At 57.9% G+C, this 19,131-nt stretch carries 22 protein-coding genes; 12 read left to right on the forward strand and 10 right to left on the reverse strand.

Annotated features, from left to right (window positions below):
• Positions 1-3: 3 nt before the first annotated feature.
• The 7 genes from acpP to yceD form a co-directional block, all read right to left on the reverse strand.
• The gene (gene acpP, locus ACMGF9_RS14325) at positions 4-240 is read right to left on the reverse strand and encodes an acyl carrier protein (RefSeq protein ID WP_004719003.1); all 237 of its coding nucleotides are present in this window, start codon (positions 238-240) and stop codon (positions 4-6) included.
• A 154-nt stretch (positions 241-394) separates the two neighbouring features.
• Positions 395-1,129 (reverse strand): 3-oxoacyl-ACP reductase FabG, encoded by a 735-nt coding sequence (gene fabG, locus ACMGF9_RS14330; protein ID WP_004928729.1) that lies wholly within the window; start codon positions 1,127-1,129, stop codon positions 395-397.
• 11 nt (positions 1,130-1,140) lie between these two features.
• Positions 1,141-2,070, reverse strand: a complete 930-nt coding sequence (gene fabD / locus ACMGF9_RS14335; protein WP_015377451.1) for an ACP S-malonyltransferase — start codon at positions 2,068-2,070, stop codon at positions 1,141-1,143.
• Between the two features lie 18 nt (positions 2,071-2,088).
• Positions 2,089-3,042: a beta-ketoacyl-ACP synthase III gene (locus ACMGF9_RS14340; RefSeq protein WP_004928723.1), complete on the reverse strand. Its 954-nt coding sequence runs from the start codon at positions 3,040-3,042 to the stop codon at positions 2,089-2,091.
• Between the two features lie 6 nt (positions 3,043-3,048).
• Positions 3,049-4,083: a phosphate acyltransferase PlsX gene (plsX, locus tag ACMGF9_RS14345; protein ID WP_071796784.1), complete on the reverse strand. Its 1,035-nt coding sequence runs from the start codon at positions 4,081-4,083 to the stop codon at positions 3,049-3,051.
• An 11-nt stretch (positions 4,084-4,094) separates the two neighbouring features.
• Positions 4,095-4,262: a 50S ribosomal protein L32 gene (gene rpmF / locus ACMGF9_RS14350; RefSeq protein WP_004927778.1), complete on the reverse strand. Its 168-nt coding sequence runs from the start codon at positions 4,260-4,262 to the stop codon at positions 4,095-4,097.
• 16 nt (positions 4,263-4,278) lie between these two features.
• Positions 4,279-4,800 carry a 23S rRNA accumulation protein YceD gene (gene yceD, locus ACMGF9_RS14355; protein WP_004927780.1) on the reverse strand — a complete coding sequence of 174 codons (522 nt, stop codon included), beginning with the start codon at positions 4,798-4,800 and terminating at the stop codon, positions 4,279-4,281.
• A gap of 141 nt (positions 4,801-4,941) precedes the next feature.
• Here yceD and ACMGF9_RS14360 point away from each other — a divergent pair, with 141 nt between their 5' ends.
• Positions 4,942-5,523, forward strand: a complete 582-nt coding sequence (locus tag ACMGF9_RS14360) for a Maf family protein (protein ID WP_004927784.1) — start codon at positions 4,942-4,944, stop codon at positions 5,521-5,523.
• A gap of 6 nt (positions 5,524-5,529) precedes the next feature.
• Here the strand turns inward: ACMGF9_RS14360 and rluC are convergent, their stop codons facing one another.
• The gene (rluC, locus tag ACMGF9_RS14365; protein ID WP_004927787.1) at positions 5,530-6,489 is read right to left on the reverse strand and encodes a 23S rRNA pseudouridine(955/2504/2580) synthase RluC; all 960 of its coding nucleotides are present in this window, start codon (positions 6,487-6,489) and stop codon (positions 5,530-5,532) included.
• A 552-nt stretch (positions 6,490-7,041) separates the two neighbouring features.
• On the opposite strand from rluC, the gene rne reads away from it, so the two are divergent.
• On the forward strand, positions 7,042-10,374 hold the full coding sequence (gene rne / locus ACMGF9_RS14370) for a ribonuclease E (protein ID WP_076740344.1): 3,333 nt from the start codon (positions 7,042-7,044) through the stop codon (positions 10,372-10,374).
• Between the two features lie 60 nt (positions 10,375-10,434).
• Here rne and ACMGF9_RS14375 read toward each other — a convergent pair whose 3' ends face one another.
• The gene (locus ACMGF9_RS14375) at positions 10,435-10,722 is read right to left on the reverse strand and encodes a putative quinol monooxygenase (protein ID WP_015377446.1); all 288 of its coding nucleotides are present in this window, start codon (positions 10,720-10,722) and stop codon (positions 10,435-10,437) included.
• 213 nt (positions 10,723-10,935) lie between these two features.
• Here ACMGF9_RS14375 and pyrC point away from each other — a divergent pair, with 213 nt between their 5' ends.
• From pyrC to ACMGF9_RS14415, 8 genes are all read left to right on the forward strand, one after another.
• Positions 10,936-11,982, forward strand: coding sequence for a dihydroorotase (gene pyrC / locus ACMGF9_RS14380; RefSeq protein ID WP_004927803.1), 1,047 nt, complete (start codon positions 10,936-10,938; stop codon positions 11,980-11,982).
• 75 nt (positions 11,983-12,057) lie between these two features.
• Positions 12,058-12,297: a DNA damage-inducible protein I gene (dinI, locus tag ACMGF9_RS14385; RefSeq protein ID WP_015377444.1), complete on the forward strand. Its 240-nt coding sequence runs from the start codon at positions 12,058-12,060 to the stop codon at positions 12,295-12,297.
• 130 nt (positions 12,298-12,427) lie between these two features.
• The gene (locus ACMGF9_RS14390) at positions 12,428-12,706 is read left to right on the forward strand and encodes a hypothetical protein (protein WP_004927809.1); all 279 of its coding nucleotides are present in this window, start codon (positions 12,428-12,430) and stop codon (positions 12,704-12,706) included.
• 201 nt (positions 12,707-12,907) lie between these two features.
• Positions 12,908-13,162: a biofilm formation regulator BssS gene (bssS, locus tag ACMGF9_RS14395; protein WP_004927812.1), complete on the forward strand. Its 255-nt coding sequence runs from the start codon at positions 12,908-12,910 to the stop codon at positions 13,160-13,162.
• A 139-nt stretch (positions 13,163-13,301) separates the two neighbouring features.
• Entirely contained in the window at positions 13,302-14,417 is a 1,116-nt protein-coding gene (gene solA / locus ACMGF9_RS14400) for an N-methyl-L-tryptophan oxidase (protein WP_118892179.1), read from the forward strand.
• A 216-nt stretch (positions 14,418-14,633) separates the two neighbouring features.
• Positions 14,634-15,260, forward strand: a complete 627-nt coding sequence (locus ACMGF9_RS14405; RefSeq protein WP_015377442.1) for a LuxR C-terminal-related transcriptional regulator — start codon at positions 14,634-14,636, stop codon at positions 15,258-15,260.
• Between the two features lie 122 nt (positions 15,261-15,382).
• Entirely contained in the window at positions 15,383-15,499 is a 117-nt protein-coding gene (locus ACMGF9_RS14410) for a DUF2770 family protein (RefSeq protein ID WP_004927822.1), read from the forward strand.
• 3 nt (positions 15,500-15,502) lie between these two features.
• Positions 15,503-16,507, forward strand: coding sequence for a zinc-dependent alcohol dehydrogenase family protein (locus ACMGF9_RS14415; protein WP_380693441.1), 1,005 nt, complete (start codon positions 15,503-15,505; stop codon positions 16,505-16,507).
• On the opposite strand, the gene ACMGF9_RS14420 is transcribed toward ACMGF9_RS14415, so the two are convergent.
• Entirely contained in the window at positions 16,455-17,513 is a 1,059-nt protein-coding gene (locus tag ACMGF9_RS14420; protein WP_021504908.1) for an AI-2E family transporter, read from the reverse strand. The genes ACMGF9_RS14415 and ACMGF9_RS14420 overlap by 53 nt on opposite strands.
• Positions 17,514-17,955: 442 nt before the next feature.
• Between ACMGF9_RS14420 and ACMGF9_RS14425 the strand changes: the two genes are divergently transcribed.
• Both ACMGF9_RS14425 and ACMGF9_RS14430 read left to right on the forward strand, forming a co-directional pair.
• Positions 17,956-18,510, forward strand: coding sequence for a cytochrome b (locus ACMGF9_RS14425; protein WP_004927830.1), 555 nt, complete (start codon positions 17,956-17,958; stop codon positions 18,508-18,510).
• A 23-nt stretch (positions 18,511-18,533) separates the two neighbouring features.
• Positions 18,534-19,112 (forward strand): YceI family protein, encoded by a 579-nt coding sequence (locus ACMGF9_RS14430; RefSeq protein ID WP_015377429.1) that lies wholly within the window; start codon positions 18,534-18,536, stop codon positions 19,110-19,112.
• Positions 19,113-19,131: the final 19 nt, after the last annotated feature.

The following is a 19,131-nucleotide window of genomic DNA, read 5'->3' on the forward strand; positions in this document are numbered from 1 at the left end:
CTCTTACTGCTGGCTAGCGTTGATGAAATCAATAGCTGCCTGAACAGTAGTGATCTTCTCAGCTTCTTCGTCTGGAATCTCGGTGTCGAATTCTTCTTCCAGTGCCATTACCAGCTCAACGGTGTCAAGAGAATCAGCGCCCAGATCTTCAACGAAAGAAGCGTTGTTCAAAACTTCTTCCTGTTTAACACCCAGTTGCTCAACAATGATTTTCTTAACGCGTTCTTCGATAGTGCTCATACTCTTAAATTTCCTATCAAAACTCGCTTTCGCGATGGTTTTCGTAGTGTATAAAATGCTGAAAAAGATGCAACTAAATCCCGGCTGGTCAAACCACGATTTTACGCTATTTTGCGGTTTTTGCCTCAAATAACGCAAATGGTTTTCACATTTTTTAAATCATGTACATGCCGCCATTGACATGTAACGTTTCACCGGTGATATAGCCGGCCTCATCAGAGGCCAAAAATGCAACAGCGCTGGCGATTTCTTTAGCATCGCCCAGCCGGTTGGCTGGAACTGATGACAAAATGCCTGCGCGTTGATCATCTGTCAACGCCCGTGTCATGTCCGTCTCAATAAAGCCAGGTGCCACGACGTTGACCGTAATGCCACGAGAAGCAACTTCACGTGCCAAAGATTTGCTAAAACCAATCAGACCGGCTTTAGCCGCCGCGTAGTTCGCCTGCCCTGCGTTCCCCATGGTACCGACAACGGAACCGATGGTGATGATACGGCCAAACCGCTTTTTCATCATAGCGCGCATTACCGCTTTTGACAGGCGGAATACGGAAGTCAGGTTGGTGTCGAGGATATCCTCCCACTCATCATCCTTCATACGCATCAGCAGGTTATCACGCGTGATGCCGGCATTATTCACTAAAATGTCGATTTCGCCAAATTCGGCACGAATCGATGCCAGCACGCTGTCGATAGATTGCGCATCAACAACGTTCAACATAAACCCTTTGCCGTTTGCGCCCAGGTAGCCGCTGATCGCTTCAGCGCCACTCTCACTGGTCGCGGTGCCGATCACTTTGGCGCCGCGTGCTACAAACGTTTCTGCAATGGCTCGGCCAATACCGCGGCTCGCGCCGGTGACCAGAACGATTTTACCTTCGAAGCTCATCATTTTCCTCTTTATTGTTCAAGCGCCGCCGACAGGCTGGCGGTGTCGTTCACCGCCGCAGCCGTCAGGGTGTCAACAATACGTTTAGTCAGACCGGTCAGCACTTTGCCCGGCCCCACTTCCAGCAGCGACGTCACTCCCTGTGCTGCGATAAATTCTACGCTCTCGGTCCAACGCACCGGGCTGTAAAGCTGACGCACCAGCGCGCTGCGGATCGCTTCAGGATCGTTTTCGGTGCGTACGTCGACGTTGTTCACCACCGGCACCTGCGGCGCGTTGAAGGTGATGTCCTGCAGCGCCACGGCCAGCTTGTCGGCGGCCGGTTTCATCAGCGCGCAGTGCGAAGGCACGCTCACCGGCAGCGGCAGCGCACGTTTGGCGCCGGCGGCTTTGCAGGCGGCGCCTGCACGTTCAACCGCTTCTTTATTGCCGGCGATAACCACCTGGCCCGGCGAGTTGAAGTTGACCGGAGAAACCACCTGCCCCTGCGCGGACTCTTCGCACGCCTTGGCGATCGCGTCGTTGTCCAGACCGATGATGGCGTACATCGCGCCGGTGCCTTCCGGCACCGCTTCCTGCATCAGCTTGCCGCGCAGCTCGACCAGACGGATCGCCGCCTTGAAGTCCAGCACGCCGGCGCAGACCAGCGCCGAGTACTCGCCCAGGCTGTGGCCCGCCATCAGCGCAGGCGCTTTACCGCCCTGCTGCTGCCACACGCGGAAAATCGCCACCGAAGCGGCCAACAGAGCCGGTTGGGTCTGCCAGGTTTTGTTCAGTTCTTCCGCCGGACCTTGCTGCACCAGCTGCCACAGGTCGTAACCCAGGGCGGAAGAAGCCTCGCCAAAGGTTTCTTCGACGATCGGGAACTGGGCGGCCAACTCGGCCAGCATGCCAACGGTCTGCGACCCCTGGCCCGGGAAAACAAAAGCAAATTGCGTCATTTTTTCTTCCTGTCCAAATCAGAAACGAACCAGCGCCGAGCCCCAGGTAAAGCCGCCGCCGAAGGCTTCCAACAGCACCAGTTGGCCACGCTGAATTCGCCCGTCGCGCACGGCTTCGTCCAGTGCGGAAGGCACCGAGGCGGCAGAGGTGTTGCCGTGACGATCGAGCGTCACCACCACTTTGTCCATCCCCATGCCCAGTTTTTTCGCCGTTGCGCTGATGATGCGCAGGTTGGCCTGGTGCGGCACCAGCCAATCCAGCTCGCTGCGGTCCATGTTGTTGGCCTGCAGCGTCTCGTCGACGATGCGCGCCAGCTCGGTGACCGCAACCTTGAAGACTTCATTGCCCGCCATGGTGACATAGGCCGGCTTGTCTTGATTCTGGCGATCCTTATATGGCAGCGTCAGCAGGTTGCCGTAGCTGCCGTCGGCATGCAGATGGGTAGACAGAATGCCCGGCTCTTCAGACGCCCCCAGCACCACCGCCCCTGCGCCATCACCAAACAGGATGATGGTGCCGCGATCTTCAGGATCCAGCGTGCGTGACAACAGATCTGCGCCGATCACCAACGCATGTTTGACCGCGCCGTTTTTCACGTACTGATCGGCCACGCTGAGCGCGTAAGTAAAGCCGGCGCAGGCCGCAGCCAGATCGAACGCCGCGCAGTCTTTGATACCCAGCATGTCTTGCACCAGGCACGCCGCGCTCGGGAACGCGTGCGTATTCGTGGTGGTCGCCACCACGATCAGCCCGATGTCTTCTTTAGCCACACCTGCCATTTCCAGCGCTTTTTCAGCGGCCTGGAAGCTCATCGTCGCAACGGTTTCATCCGCGGCGGCGATGCGACGTTCGCGGATACCGGTACGCGTGACGATCCACTCGTCAGAGGTATCCACCATTTTTTCCAAATCAGCATTGGTGCGCACTTGTACGGGCAAATAACTCCCCGTACCGAGAATCTTTGTATACATGTACGATCAGTCACTCTTAGGTAATACAGCCTCAAGGCGCGCAGCAATCCTTTCCGGGACTTGCCGCTGCACCGCCTGCACAGCCTGTTCGATTGCGACTGCAAACGCGTGAGGGTTCGCAGCGCCGTGGCTCTTGACTACGGTGCTGCGCAATCCTAACAGACATGCGCCATTATACTGGTCGGGGTTCAGGTGGCCGAACCGCTTAACCACCCGTTTTTGCAACCAACGGCCCAACAATTTCAGCCACCACGCTCGCTTGTTTCCGTCGCCGGACGATTTCAGCAGCGATAAGAACACCCTGACCACCCCTTCCATGGTTTTCAGGGTGACATTGCCCACGAAGCCATCACAAACCAACACGTCGGTCTTGCCGGTGAGCAGTTCGTTTCCTTCCAGGTAACCAATATAGTTGATTGCCGGAGTATTTTTTAGCACAGCGGCCGCTTCGCGGATATTATCCAGGCCTTTGGTCTCTTCTTCGCCAATATTCAGCAGCGCCACCCGCGGTTGCGCAATGCCGATCACCTCTTCCGCCATCACCGCACCCATCACGGCAAACTGCACCAGCATGGTGCTGTCGCACTCAACGTTGGCGCCCAGATCCAGCACCACGGTTTTGCTGCGTTGCTGGTTCGGGATCGCCGTCATCAGCGCCGGGCGCTCGATGCCTTCCAGCGGCTTGACCAGCAGCTTCGCCAATCCCATCAGCGCACCGGTATTGCCGGCGCTGACGCACCCCTGCGCGTTGCCGCTGCTGAGCTGTTCGAGCGCAATGCGCATCGACGTGCCGCGACTGGCGCGTATCGCTTGTGAAGGTTTGGCGTCGCCGGCGATCACGGACACGGCGGGCACGACTTGCAGACGCTCCAGAAGAACCGGATCGGCGTGGGCAAGCAAGGGAGAGATGACGTCGGGATTGCCGACCAGCAGGAGATGAAGCTGTAAATTAGAGGCCAGTGCCTGCAACGAAGCAGGCACTGTGACGCAGGGACCGAAGTCCCCGCCCATTGCATCTAACGCCAGGGTTAGACGAGTCAAGGTATCGCTACTTAGCCGATAACCTTGCGACCGCGGTAGAAACCGTCGGCAGTGATGTGGTGACGACGGTGAGTTTCACCGGATACTTTGTCTACAGACAGAGTAGTCGTGGTCAGAGCATCGTGAGAACGACGCATGCCACGCTTGGAACGGGTTGGTTTATTCTGTTGTACGGCCATGGACCTTACTCCTCAATTACTTACGCTTTAAACTGGCTAATACGGCAAACGGATTCGGTTTCTCCGCCTCGGGAGGCAGTTGGCCAAATACCATGTCCGCTTCGGACACTTCACAGTGTTCAGATTCATGTACCGGAACGACAGGCAGTGAAAGAATAATTTCGTCTTCAATCATTGCCAACAGATCGACTTCGCCAAACTCGTCAACTTCGATCGGTTCGTACGCTTCCGGTAATGCCTCAGCCTGCTCATCATTGACGACCGGGCTAAAACAATATGTTGTGTGAACCTGATGTTCGAACGGGACTCCACAGCGTTGGCACATCAACGTTACCGTGACGTCCGCATGCCCTGTTATCACCGCGAGGCGTTGATTGTCGATATTGAACGACAACGACACCTCGACATCACTGTCCACACTGACCACGGAGTCGGCAACACGAGTAACCTGCTCAGGCGCATAGACACCAGCATAGTCCAGGCGTTTCTGAGCGGTACGTACCGCATCAATGGTCAAGGGTAATTTTACCTTTTGCATAGGGCGCGCATATTAACTTTGTAACGACATAGAGTCAAAGAAAAAGGCCGTAAAACGGCTCCTTTCACCAATATTCGCTTCCACAGCGGCCGACAGTTTAAAATGCCGTACCCATTTACGCTACGGTTTGCGAAAAAAATTATGCAGAGATTGCTTTTAGCCTCCACTTCCCCCTATCGAAAAATGCTGCTGGAGAAGCTGCAGCTGCCGTTCGACTGCGCCGCGCCGGAGGTGGATGAAACCCCCTTGCCCGGCGAAAGTGCCGAAGCGCTGGTGCTGCGCCTGGCGGCGGCGAAGGCTCAGGCGTTGGCCCTCGCCTATCCCGAGCATCTGATCATCGGCTCCGATCAGGTCTGCGTGATCGATGGCAACATCACCGGCAAGCCCCATACCGAGGAAAACGCCCGCGCGCAGCTGCGGCAGGCCAGCGGCCAGGCCGTGACTTTCTATACCGGCCTGGCGCTGTACAACGGCCGCAGCAAGCAGCTGCAAGCCTTGTGCGAGCCGTTTCACGTGCATTTTCGCGCGCTAAGCGAAGCGGAGATAGCCGCCTATGTGCGTCTGGAGCAACCGCTGAACTGCGCAGGCAGTTTCAAGAGCGAGGGATTGGGGATCGCGCTGTTCGACAGGCTGGAAGGCCGGGATCCGAACGCCCTGATCGGCCTGCCGTTGATCGCGCTGTTGGACATGTTGCGGGCTGAAGGCATCAACCCGCTGGTGTGACGCAGATTACTTGGCCGCCTGCCGGCGCAGCACCTGCAGGCAGTGGCGCAGTTCTTCGTCCATCGGCGCTTCGATGCGCATCGTTTCGCCGGTGGCCGGATGCTCAAAGCGCAGCGCCGCAGCGTGCAGGAACAACCGCTTCAGGCCGGTGCCCGCCAGTTGACGATCGAACTCGCGATCGCCGTAGCGATCGTCAAAGGCGATCGGGTGCCCGGCATGCAGAGTGTGCACGCGGATCTGGTGAGTACGCCCGGTGATCGGGCTGGCCTTCACCAGGGTGGCGAATTCGTAACGCTCTTCTACCTTGAAGCGGGTTTCCGAAGGCTTGCCTTCGCTGTTGACGCGCACGATACGTTCGCCGCTTTGCAGAATATTTTTCAGCAACGGCGCCTGTACGGCCTTGCAGTGCGATTGCCACTGGCCGCGCACCAGCGCCAGATAATCCTTCTGCATGCCCTTCAGCCGCAGTTGCTCATGCAGCGAACGCAGCGCGGAACGCTTCTTGGCCACCAACAGCACGCCGGAGGTATCGCGATCCAAACGGTGCACCAGCTCGAGGAAGCGGGCTTCCGGGCGCAGCGCCCGCAGCCCTTCAATCACGCCGAAGCTCAGGCCGCTGCCGCCGTGCACCGCGGTGCCGGAAGGCTTGTTGAGGATCAGCAGGTGGTCATCTTCATACAGAATGCAGTCGGCCAGCGCCGCCACCTTATCCAGCTTGGCCGACACCGGCGCCTCTTCGCGCTCGGCCACGCGCACCGGCGGCACGCGCACCACGTCGCCGGCCGCCAATTTGTATTCGACCTTGATGCGCCCTTTATTAACCCGCACCTCGCCTTTGCGCACGATGCGATAAATCATGCTCTTCGGCACGCCTTTCAGGCGAGCGAGCAGAAAGTTGTCGATTCTCTGACCGGCTTCGTCGTCGGAAATCGTGATGAATTGTACTGCTGGATTGTTCGTTTTCATGGTGCGGGATTCTAAATAGAGCGCGTGAATAGCGCCACATCTTTTTCTGTGCTTAACTGTCTCTCTGACGGCGGGCGAAACCCCAGCGGACAATAAGGCAGCAAGCCGATTTGAACGTTTGCGATTTCTTCCGCAGTTAAGGAAAAGTCACCTTGCTATAACGGCATCAGCAGTGGAATAATGCAGTCACTTTCCGCGTTGATTCTCGTTAAACAGGGAAAACGGTGGAATTATAAAATTTGTCTGATCGCGCAAAAACGCAGCAATGGCGTAAGACGTAATGCGAAATCAAACAATTAGCGGGCTGCGGGTTGCAGCTTGGCCGGCAAATGGAATCAGATCTGTCGACGTAAATCAGAGGCTATTCCCCTAGTAAAAGTGCTGTCTTTCACAAAGAAAAGCAGGCTTACCGAGATAATGCGCCCCTATGCAGGCGACAACCGTGAGGTTGACGACTTTGCGAGAAGACACGGGGCTTTCGGTTTAACTCCGGCCATGAGGTTATTTTGCCCGCAGCTTTGTCGATAATGTAAAAATAACGAGTAAGTTAAGATGAAAAGAATGTTGATTAACGCAACTCAGCAGGAAGAGTTGCGTGTTGCCCTCGTAGATGGACAGCGGCTGTATGATTTGGATATCGAAAGTCCGGGTCATGAGCAGAAAAAAGCGAATATTTACAAAGGCAAAATCACCCGCATTGAACCAAGTCTTGAAGCAGCGTTCGTGGATTACGGCGCAGAACGACATGGTTTCCTCCCCCTTAAAGAAATCGCCCGCGAATACTTCCCTAGCAATTACTCTTCCCATGGTCGCCCAAACATCAAAGATGTGCTGCGCGAAGGCCAGGAAGTCATTGTTCAGGTAGACAAAGAAGAACGTGGCAACAAAGGCGCCGCCTTGACCACCTTCATCAGCCTGGCGGGCAGCTATCTGGTGTTGATGCCGAACAACCCGCGCGCCGGCGGTATTTCTCGCCGCATCGAGGGTGACGATCGCACCGAGCTGAAAGAAGCGCTCTCCTCGCTGCAGCTGCCGGACGGCATGGGCCTGATCGTTCGCACCGCGGGCGTAGGCAAATCCGCCGACGCGCTGCAGTGGGATCTTTCCTTCCGTCTGAAGCACTGGGAAGCGATTAAAAAAGCCGCCGAAGGCCGCCCTGCGCCGTTCCTGATCCACCAGGAAAGCAACGTTATCGTGCGCGCCTTCCGCGACTACCTGCGCCCGGACATCGGCGAAATCCTGATCGACAACCCGAAAATTCTCGATCTGGCCAAAGAGCACATCGCTGCGCTGGGTCGCCCGGATTTCAGCAGCAAAATCAAACTGTACAGCGGTGAAATTCCCCTGTTCAGCCACTACCAGATCGAATCGCAGATCGAATCCGCCTTCCAGCGCGAAGTGCGCCTGCCGTCCGGCGGCTCGATCGTCATCGACAGCACCGAAGCGCTGACCGCCATCGACATCAACTCCGCGCGCGCAACCCGCGGCGGCGACATCGAAGAGACGGCGTTCAACACCAACCTGGAAGCGGCGGACGAGATCGCTCGCCAGCTGCGCCTGCGCGACCTCGGCGGCCTGATCGTCATCGACTTCATCGACATGACGCCGGTACGCCACCAGCGCGAAGTGGAAAACCGCCTGCGTGACGCCGTGCGCCAAGACCGCGCGCGCATCCAAATCGGCCGCATCTCCCGCTTCGGCCTGCTGGAAATGTCGCGTCAGCGCCTCAGCCCGTCGCTGGGCGAGTCCAGCCACCACGTGTGCCCACGCTGTAACGGCACCGGCACCATTCGCGACAACGAATCGCTGGCGCTGTCCATTCTGCGCCTGATCGAAGAAGAAGCGCTGAAGGAAAACACCAAAGAAGTTCACGCTATCGTGCCGGTTCAGGTCGCTTCGTACCTGCTGAACGAAAAGCGCGAATCCGTCAGCGCGATCGAAAAACGCCAGGGCGGCGTGAAAGCCGTCATCGTGCCGAACGATCAGATGCAAACCCCGCACTACTCGGTGCTGCGCGTGCGCAAGGGCGAGGAAACCTCTACCCTCAGCTACCTGCTGCCGAAGCTGCACGAAGAAGACATGGAGCGCCCGCTGGAAGATGCGCCGATGGAACGCAAGCGTCCGGAGCAACCGGCCCTGGCTTCCTTCTCGCTGTCCGCCGATGCGCCGCCGCCGGCTGAAGAGCCCGTCGCCGTGACCAAACCTGTCGCTGCCGCCGCCAAGGCGAAAGCCGCAGCGCCGGTCGCCGCCAAGCAGGGCTTCCTGGGCCGCCTGTTCGGTGGTCTGAAGAGCCTGTTCGCCGGTGAAGAACAACCTGCCGTCGAAGAAGCCAAACCGGCCGAAACGCCGAAAGCGGAAGGCAACGGTGAAAACCGTCGTCAGGATCGTCGCGGTCAGCGCCGCCAAGGCACCGGCCGTAAAGAGCGCGGTGAGCGTGGCGATCGTCCTGAACGCGGCGAGCGTAAAGAGCGCGGTGAAGGCCGTGACAATCGCGAGCGCGACAACCGTGAACCGCGTGAGAACCGTGAAGGCCGTGAATCGCGTGAGTCCCGCGATGAGCAGCGTCGTAACCGCCGCAACCAGCAGCAGAACGCGCCGGTAGCGGAGGAAACCACTTCGGAAGAAAGCGCTAAAGCGCCGCGCGAAGATCAGCAGCAGCGTCGTGAGCAGCGTGCTGAACGCCAGCGTCGCCGTCAGGAAGAGAAACGTCAGGCTCAGCAGGAAGTGAAAGCGCTGGAAAGCGTTGAAGCGGTCGAGAGCACCGACGAAGAGCAGGAAGAACGCCAGCAGCAGAACATGCAGCGCCGTCAGCGCCGCACGCTGACGCAGAAAGTGCGTATCCTGTCTGCCGAAGAAGAGCTGCAGCGTGCAGCGGAAGAGCTGTTGGCGCCGAAAGCGCCGGTAGCGAAAGCCGAAGACGTGCAGCCGACCGCCGACGATAGCGTCAAGCTGCTGCCGGAAACCGTTGCCGCACAGCCGGAAGACGATGCCCAGGGTGAAAACCGCGGCAACGGCGAAGGCATGCCGCGCCGCTCCCGTCGTTCACCGCGTCACCTGCGCGTCAGCGGCCAGCGCCGCCGTCGTTACCGCGATGAGCGTTACCCGCTGCAATCTCCAATGCCGCTGGCGGGTGCCTTCGCTTCGCCGGAAATGGCATCGGGCAAAGTCTGGGTAAGCTACCCGGTCGCTCAGGTTGAAGAAGCCGAAGTGCAGACCGAAGCCGTAGAGCAGGCACCGGTTGTCGCCGCAGCGGTTGAACAACACAACGTTGCCGTGGAAGAAACCCAGGCCGCGGCCAGCGTCAACGAACCGGCACCAGAAGCCGCCGTTGAAACTGCCGCCGTCACCGTAACGGAAGAAGCTGCAGCCGTAGCGCCTGTCGTTGCTATCCCGGCCGAGGAAACCCCGGCGCCGGCGGAAGCCGCGGTTGAAGAGCCGAAAGTGGAAGAGACTGCCCCGGCAGTGGAAGCCGAGCCGGTAGTTGAAACCGTTGCTGCAGAGCCTGTAGTTGAAGCTAAGTCGGTCGAGGACGAGCCTGTGGTCGAAACTGCGCCGGTAGAAGCCACGCCAGCGAAAGAAACGCCAGTGGTAGAAGCTGCACCTACGGCGGCGGCCGTGGAAGCCGCTCCGGTGGAAACAGCCCCTGCGCCAGTGGTTGCTCAGCAGCCGGCGCCGGTGAAAGCCGTGCAGAACGTGCTGTACAAACACATCGCCACTGCACCGATGACCAAAGCGCCGGCACCAGCCTATGTACCGGAAGAACGCAAGCACAGCGACTGGCAGCGCCCTTCCTTCAACTTCGAAGGCAAAGGCTCCGCAGGCGGCCATTCGGCGGTGAGCCAGGCAACCGCGCCGGCCACCAAACCGCAGCCGGTTAACGAATAAGTTAATCTGCACCCCTAAAAAAACCCGCCATCGGCGGGTTTTTTCTTGCCTGTAAAATACTCAGGCGATCTTCTTCAGTTTTTTGATGTCCAGAACATCCAGCTTGCCGTCAAGCCGGCTGACGAACTGCTGAAAATGCGCCGTCTCATTATGCTTATCCAGCGCTTCGCTGCTGGCCCAACGCTCAAAGAACACGAAAACACCCGGCTTTTCCAGATCGCGATGCAAGTCATATTGCAGGTTGCCCAACTCCTGGCGGCTCGGCTCGATAATGTCGTGCACCGCTTCGCTGACGGCGGCTTCAAATCCCGCTTTCGCTTGCAGGGTGGCGATAACGCGTACTTCCATTGCTTTCTCCCTTTCCACTTGATGAAGGTCGACGGTATTGGCGTCGGCATCGTTGAAATCCCGGTTACTATGCGCCCGCCGCGCTATTGATTTCAACTTGTCGCCAACAAACAGATGCATCTGCGGCACTTTCCGCTTATCCTTACACCCCGGCGTGAATAAACCCATTATTCGCTTTTCATTAGACGTATTTGACCGCCGGAGCCTAGCTAGATGACCGCACAACCTCAAGTTCTGAAAATCCGCCGCCCAGACGACTGGCATATCCACCTGCGTGACGATGAAATGCTGAAAACGGTGGTGCCCTATACCAGTCAGGTATTTGGCCGGGCGATCGTGATGCCGAACCTGGTTCCGCCCGTAACGACCGTGGCCGCCGCGCGCGCCTACCGCGATCGCATTCTGGCGGCGGTCCCGCAGGGGCACAACTTCACTCCGCTGATGACCTGCTACCTGACCAACTCCCTGGCGGCCAGTGAACTGGTCAACGGCTTCGAACAAGGGGTGTTTACTGCCGCCAAGCTGTATCCGGCCAACGCCACCACCAACTCCAGCCACGGCGTCAGCGACGTGACCGGTATTTACCCGCTGTTCGAACAGATGCAAAAAATCGGCATGCCTTTGCTGATCCACGGCGAAGTGACCGATCCCGCCGTCGATATCTTCGACCGCGAGGCGCGCTTTATCGAACAGGTGATGGAACCGATTCGCCAGCATTTCCCTGAGCTGAAGATCGTCTTCGAGCACATCACCACCAAGGAAGCGGCGCAATATGTGCAGGCAGGCAATCGTTTCCTCGGCGCCACCATCACGCCGCAGCACCTGATGTTCAACCGCAACCACATGCTGGTCGGTGGCATTCGCCCTCACCTGTTCTGCTTGCCGATCCTCAAGCGCAATGTCCACCAGGAGGCGCTGCGTCAGGCGGTGGCCAGCGGCTCGGACCGCTTCTTCCTTGGCACCGACTCCGCGCCGCACCTCAAGCACCGTAAAGAGTCCAGCTGTGGCTGCGCCGGCTGCTTCAACGCGCCGAATGCCATCCCGGCTTACGCCGCCGTGTTCGAACAACTCGGCGCGTTGGAACACTTTGAAGCCTTCTGTTCGCTCAACGGCCCGCGCTTCTATGGCCTGCCGCTCAACGAAGACTTCATCGAACTGCAGCGCGTGCCAACCACCCAGCCGGAAGAGATCGCCCTCGGCAATGAATCCGTGATCCCCTTCCTGGCGGGTGAAACCCTGAACTGGTCGCTGAAAGACTGATATTTTTGCTTCGCCCTCTTGCCCCCGCACTCGGTTAACTGTATAAATAAACAGTAAATCGCTTCGGGGGCAATTATGCGTGTTGAAGTCACTATAGATAAAACCCGGCCGCTGCCGGCGGGCGCCATTGAGGCGCTGACCGGTGAACTGGGCAAGCGGGTCAACCGCCAGTTTCCAGACGCCGTCGTGCACGTACGCTATGCCGGCGCCAACGGGCTCTCCGTGCTGGGGGGCGCCAAAACCGACCGGGATCTGATCGAGGAAATCCTTCAGGAAACCTGGGAAAGCGCAGACGAATGGTTTAGCGCAGAATAACACTGCAATGCTGTTTTTGCCGGGGGTCGCTCTCCGGCTTTTTTGTTTCTGGCGCCCTGCCCATTCATCGCTTACCCTTACTCTGGAACAAAATCCGCCTCAGCGCTGTATTTAACGCAAAGGAGTTAGCATGGCCCCGGACAAGGTGAAATCCGAAGACGCAATGACGTTTGGCGAACTGCTGGCGCTGATAGCCGATCAGAAAAGGCGCTTGAACGTACTGGAAGTGGCTTTTTCTTATCTGGCCTTCAGCCTGGATGACAAAGCCAACCAACGGCTGATCCACAGCCTGAAGCTGGAATCGCACAGCCAGAATCGCGATGCCGAAACGCAAAAGCATTTCGCCCATTTGGCCGAAGAGCTGGAAAAATGTCTGCATGGCGCATCGCCGCCTGCCGACGCGGAATAACGCGCTGCGCTCTGCTCATCCACTGCTGCACATACAAATTTGTAGAATAATTGTTCAAATAAATATTTATTTTGCAAATTTCGGTGACAACCCTCTCCACCGTTGAAAGCTGATGCGTATACTGTAATTGCTCTCATGATGATGAGCCGCATTGATCCTCGTTAGTCACTCACGGTAGTTACTACTCAATAAGGGGTCTTTATGGACAGAAATGATGAAGTAATTCAGACGCACCCGCTTGTCGGTTGGGATATCAGTACTGTCGACGTTTACGACGCCATGATGATACGCCTTCATTACCTGTCTTCACTAGACCAAACGCCCGAAGAAGCCCAAGTAGACCGAACGCTTTGGCTGACTACAGATGTCGCCCGTCAATTAATCAATATTTTAGAGGCCGGCATCGCCAAGATTGAAGCTACGGATTACCAGGATCTTGATCGCAGAAAACATTGATTCATCGTCCCCTAACCCTAAGGCGCCGTGACCGTTCCCGGCGCCTTTTTCTCTGCCTTTCGCCGTTCAATCAGTGCATTGCGCTCGCCAACCTTTTATCATGGGGCGATAAGCAATTGCTATCAGAGAGGGTGGGCACGTGGAATATGATTTGATCGTGGTGGGCAGCGGTTCAGTCGGCGCGGCGGCAGGGTATTACGCTACCCGGGCCGGTTTGAAAGCGCTGATGATCGACAGCGCCATTCCTCCACACCGCAACGGCAGCCATCACGGCGATACCCGCATCATTCGTCACGCTTACGGCGAAGGTGAAAAGTACGTGCCGCTGGTGCTGCGTGCACAGGCGCTGTGGAATGCGCTGATTCAGCAATCCGGTGAAGAACTGTTCCAGTCGTGCGGCGTACTCAACCTGGGGCCGCAGCACTCCGAATTCATTCGCAATGCTCAGCAGAGCGCGCAAAAGTTTCGCCTGAATGCGCAAACCCTCAGCGCCGAACAGATCGCTCAACGCTGGCCGGAATTCCGCGCGCCGGAAGGTTACGTCGGCGTCTTCGAGCCAGACGCCGGCTTCCTGCGCTCCGAACGGGCGGTTGCCAGCCTGATCAAACTGGCGAAAGAGGCCGGCTGCAGCCAGCTGTTCAACTGCCCGGTCAGCGCGGTGAACCCCATTGATGGCGGCGTTGAGATCGTCACCGGCGAAGGGCGTTTTACGGCGCGAAAAGCGGTGGTCACCGCAGGCACCTGGGTGAAAGCGCTGTTGCCGCAGCTGCCTATCGCGCCATTGCGCAAGGTATTCTCCTGGCATCAGGCGGACGGCCGCTACAGCGTGAACAATCGCTTCCCGGCCTTTACCGTCGAAGCGCAGGACGGCACGCACTATTACGGCTTCCCGGCGGATAACGATGGCCTGAAAGTGGGCAAACACGACGGCGGCCAGCCGATGGATGCCCCCGAACAGCGCAAACCCTTCGGCAGCTACGCCAGCGACGGCACGGAAGTTTTCTCCTTCCTGCGGCAATTTTTGCCGGGTGTAGGCGTATGTTTACACGGCGAAGCCTGCAGTTATGATATGAGCCCCGACGAAGATTTTATTATCGATACCCTGCCGGATTGCGATCGCCTGATGGTCATCAGCGGATTGAGCGGCCACGGCTTCAAGTTCGCCAGCGCACTGGGCGAGATCGCCGCGCTGTTCGCGCAGGACAAAGCGCCGCCGGTTGACCTCTCCAGCTTTGGTCTGAAGCGATTCAGCTAAGCGAAGGATTTCGCTGTCCACGTTCCCGTCGCGCCCTGGACAGCGAAATCTGCCGGTTACAATTTATTAACCTGCTAACTCTTTTAAATACCAAGTAAAAATTCTGATAACGGAAATTTCTTGCATTCAGCATTTGAATTTCCGAATTGAACACTTGCAGTGTAAGTCCTATTTTACAGAAGATATGCTCCATCGGCTTTCAACAAGGACGTCACCATGAAACTACTTGTCGTGGACGAATGCTGCTTCACCCGGGTCGGTATAGCCAGCTACTTTGCTGATAGTGGGATTACGACGATCAAGTGCTGCCACAGCATTGAATACGCTACGCCGCTGTTGGCCAGCTTTCAGCCGAGCCACATTCTGGTGAACCTCAGCAACCAATGCCGCTATAACGAAGCGGACGCACAGCTGCAGGCATTTATGGAAGCCAGCCAGTCCGCCTTGCTGTTTATCTATCTCGATACACCTTATCCTTACAGCGAAGCGCCAATGCGCATTGCCGATAATGCCTTTCTGTTCAATAAAAGCATTCTGCCGCTCACCTTACGCACGCTGCGCGAAAATCCGCTGGCGCTGGCCGATGACGGCGAAGAGCGTTCCCTGTTCAGCCCACAGGAACTGACGGTAATGAAATATTGGATGGCGGAAATGCCCAACTACCGTATCGCGAAAAAGCTGCAGATCAGCTCGCATACGGTGTACGTGCACAAGCGTCACATCACGGAGAAGATCAACGCGCGCAACCGGCTGGAGTTCTACTCGCTGTATAACGTGCTGCGCTATTTCTACCCACCGAGCACGCCAACCAATTCGACGCCGCTGGCGCTGCTGGCGGTATAACATCAAGCCTGCGATAACGCAGGCTTTTTTATCGCCGCTCTTCCAGCACTCACGCGCGGCGCGCTGTAAAAGACGCCGAGAAAAGGACTATAATCAAGGGTCCTTCTCTTCAGGCGGCTAAAATGTTAAACCGAATACTGGCGGCTATCGTCAACAATGTGCGTGAGCACCTGGTGCTTTACCTTTGTCTGTGGCTGGTGCTGCTGGCGTTGGATGTCTATTTCTTCTTCGTCATGTAAGCCATGCCGCCGTTATTTCCCCGATTGAGCTTCAGCCGCTTCGGCGATCCCACCCAGGTGCTGGAATTGCAGCAGATGAGCAGACCGCTGCTGCGCCCCGGGCAGCGGTTATTGCAGATGCGCTATGCCCCGATCAACCCTTCCGATCTGATCCCGATCCACGGCCAATACGCGCACCGCATCGCCCTGCCGCAGGTGCCGGGATATGAAGGCGTAGGCATCATCGTCAATCCGCAGAATGGGCATTCAACGGGCCGACGCGCGCTGGCGGTAGCGGGTAACGGCAGTTGGCAAACCTTCGTCACGCTGCCTGAGGATCGGGTGATCTGGGTGCCGGACGACATCGACGACGCCTGCGCAGCGCAAATCTATATCAACCCGCTCACCTGCTGGGTGCTGTTGACGCAATGGCTGCCACTCAGCGCCGGCGACGTACTGCTGCTCAACGGCGGCGGCTCCGCTGTCAGCCTGCTGCTGGCGCAGCTGACGGCGCTGCGCGGCATTCGTCTGGCGGTCGTGGCGCGCAACACCGCTCATCGCCAGGCGTTGCTGGCCGCCGGCGCCTGGCGCGTTATCGAAGCGCCGCAGCTGGTGGAAATGACGAATTTTGGCGCCCGTGCGGCCATCGACTGCATCGGTGGAGAAGACGGATTGCAATTGGCGCGGGCGGTGCGCTCCGGCGGCGATTTTGTGGCGCTGGGCCTGCTGAGCGGCCGCCAGGTAGACTGGCGGCGCGTGGTGGACGAGTTAAAGCTGCGCGCTTCGCTGTTCCACCTGCGCAAATGGAACGCACAGGCGGCGCCGGCGCAACGGCAGATGGCGTTTTATCAGTTGTTCCAGCTGCTGCGGCGCGGCCAGCTGGCGCTGCGCCCACCCGCCGCGATTTATCCTTTGCATCAGTACGCAGCGGCGCTGCAGCATGCCGCACAACCTGGCGTGAGCGGAAAAATCTTCCTCACTCCGGCGCCGCCGGAGGCTGGCGCGGCGGGCGGCCGTCCCCCAGGATAACCGCCAGCCGATAGCCGCCCTCGGTGGTCTCCAGCGCGATGCGCGCCACGATCGTCAGCGGCACCGACAGCAACATGCCCACCGGGCCGAGCAGCCAGCCCCAGAAGATCAGCGACAGGAACACCACCAGCGTCGACAGCCCCAGCCCGCGCCCCATCACGCGCGGCTCGAGGATATTGCCGATCACCATGTTGACAGCGATAAAGCCGCCCGCCACCACCAGCGCATCCCCCAATCCGTTGAACAGCAGCGCCTGAATCAGCGGCGGAATGGCGGCCAACACCGAGCCGATATTGGGAATATAGTTGAGCAGAAACGCCAGCAGCCCCCAGATAAAGGCAAAACGCACGCCGACCGCCGCCAGGAAGATCCAGACGATCACCCCGGTGGCCAGGCTGATGATGGTTTTAATCACCAGATAGCGCGTCACGCCGTCCAGCGCCCGCCGCATCGCGGCGAGCCCCTCGTTCGGCTTATCCAGCGCCTGCTGCAGCTTGTAAGGCAGCAGCTGCACTTCGAACAGCATAAACACCACGGTCATCAGCAGCAGGAAGACGTTGGTCATGGCGCCAGACAGGTGCCCCAGCATGCGGGTGACCAGATTCATCGCCGCGCTGGGATCGACATACTGCAGCATCGCTTCGCTGGAGAGGCTGATATTGAAGCGATCGGCGTAATGCTGCAGCTCGCGCAGCTTCTCGATCATCATGCCGCGGTACTGCGGCAGCGAGCGGGCGAATTCGTTCAGCGAAGCACCCAGCATGCCGATAAACAGCATCACGACCACGATCACCGCCGTCAGCAGCAGCGTCACCCCGACGATACGCGGCACCCGCTTGCGTTCCAGCATCGCCACCAGCGGGTTCAACACCATAGCGAGAAATACCGCCAGCAAAAACGGCACCACGATGTCGGCGGCGGCTTTCACCCCGGCCAAAATGATCACCAACATCGCCAGCAGGACGGCCAGACGCAGGCTGCTGTCGGTCACGCGGGTTCGGCCCATGACGTTTCCTTGTTATTTCACTGGGTTAACCGGCCTCATGGGGCCGTCTCTTGGCGCTAATGGTAGCAAAATCCGCCGCTGCACCGCAGGGGATTTAGCGAAACCGTTCGACAACGTTAATCTTTCCGCCCTGCTCTGCGCCGCAAAAAATAGGCATAACCTTTGCCAACAAATAATCTCACCGGGCAACTCACGCGAGGTTTACGTAAAATGACAAAAGCTGACATTAATAGATAATAAGCCTAATTTTCAACAACTAGCACAATCACCGGGCGAGAGAAACAATATCATCTTCAACGATTTATCTGAAGGTTCACGAACATCTCAAACAAATTCACTGACTAATATTTCTAAGAAGTAACATAGTTAAATTTATTATTGATTTTATGTTTCCTAAAGTTTAATTATTGCAGCCAGCCAATCGGTAATCGAAGGAAACAGGATGCTCTGGAAAAATACCGCCGATCGTTTCGGCCATGTGTCAGTGTTGATCCACTGGCTGGTGGCGTTGACGGTGTACGGCATGTTCGCGCTCGGCCTGTGGATGGTCACGCTGGGCTATTACGACGTCTGGTACCACCAGGCGCCGGAGATCCACAAAAGCATCGGCACGCTGCTGTTCATCGTGATGGTGATCCGCGTGATCTGGCGCTTTGTCTCACCGCCACCCAAGCCGCTGGCCAGCTATGGCCGCCTCACTCGCGTCAGCGCCATCCTCGCGCATCTGGCGCTGTACGCCGTGCTGTTCGGCATTCTGATCAGCGGCTATCTGATCTCCACCGCCGACGGCCAACCGATCAGCGTATTCGGCTGGTTCGACGTGCCCGCCACCGTGACCGGCATGGCGGAACAGGCCGACACCGCCGGCGCCATACACCTTTACCTGGCCTGGGCCGTGGTAGTGCTCTCGGTACTGCACGGGCTGGCCGCGCTTAAACATCACTTTATCGATCGTGATGTCACTTTGAAACGGATGCTGGGTAGCAGCGCCGATTAACCTTTGGATTTATGGAGATTGCTATGTTGAAAAAGACCGTATTGGGCCTGACCGCAGGCGCCCTGCTGCTGAGCGCCGGTTCCGCACTGGCGGCGGACTACAAGATCGACAAACAGGGCCAGCACGCCTTTATCGAGTTCCGCATCCAGCATCTGGGCTACAGCTGGCTGTACGGCAGCTTTAAAGACTTCGACGGCGGCTTCACCTTCGACGAAAAAGATCCTTCGAAGGACAAGGTCAACGTGACCATCAATACCGCCAGCGTCGACACCAACCATGCCGAGCGCGACAAGCACCTGCGCAGCGCCGAATTCCTCAACGTGGAGAAGAACAAGCAGGCCAAGTTTGAATCCACCGAAGTGAAGAAAAACGGCGACGGTTATGCGGTGGTCGGCAACCTGACGCTGAACGGCGTCACCAAACCGGTTACGCTCGATGCCAAACTGATTGGCCAGGGCAACGATCCGTGGGGCGGCTACCGCGCCGGCTTTGAAGCCAACGGCAAGATCAAGCTGAAAGATTTCGGCATCACCACCGATCTGGGCCCGGCGTCGCAAGACGTTGAGCTGATCATCTCCGTAGAAGGCGTGCGCGAGAAATAAAAAAAAGCCCGGCTTGGCG

It is taken from the genome of Serratia sp. BNK-23, assembly GCF_047456145.1.
Lineage (GTDB): Bacteria > Pseudomonadota > Gammaproteobacteria > Enterobacterales > Enterobacteriaceae > Serratia > Serratia nematodiphila.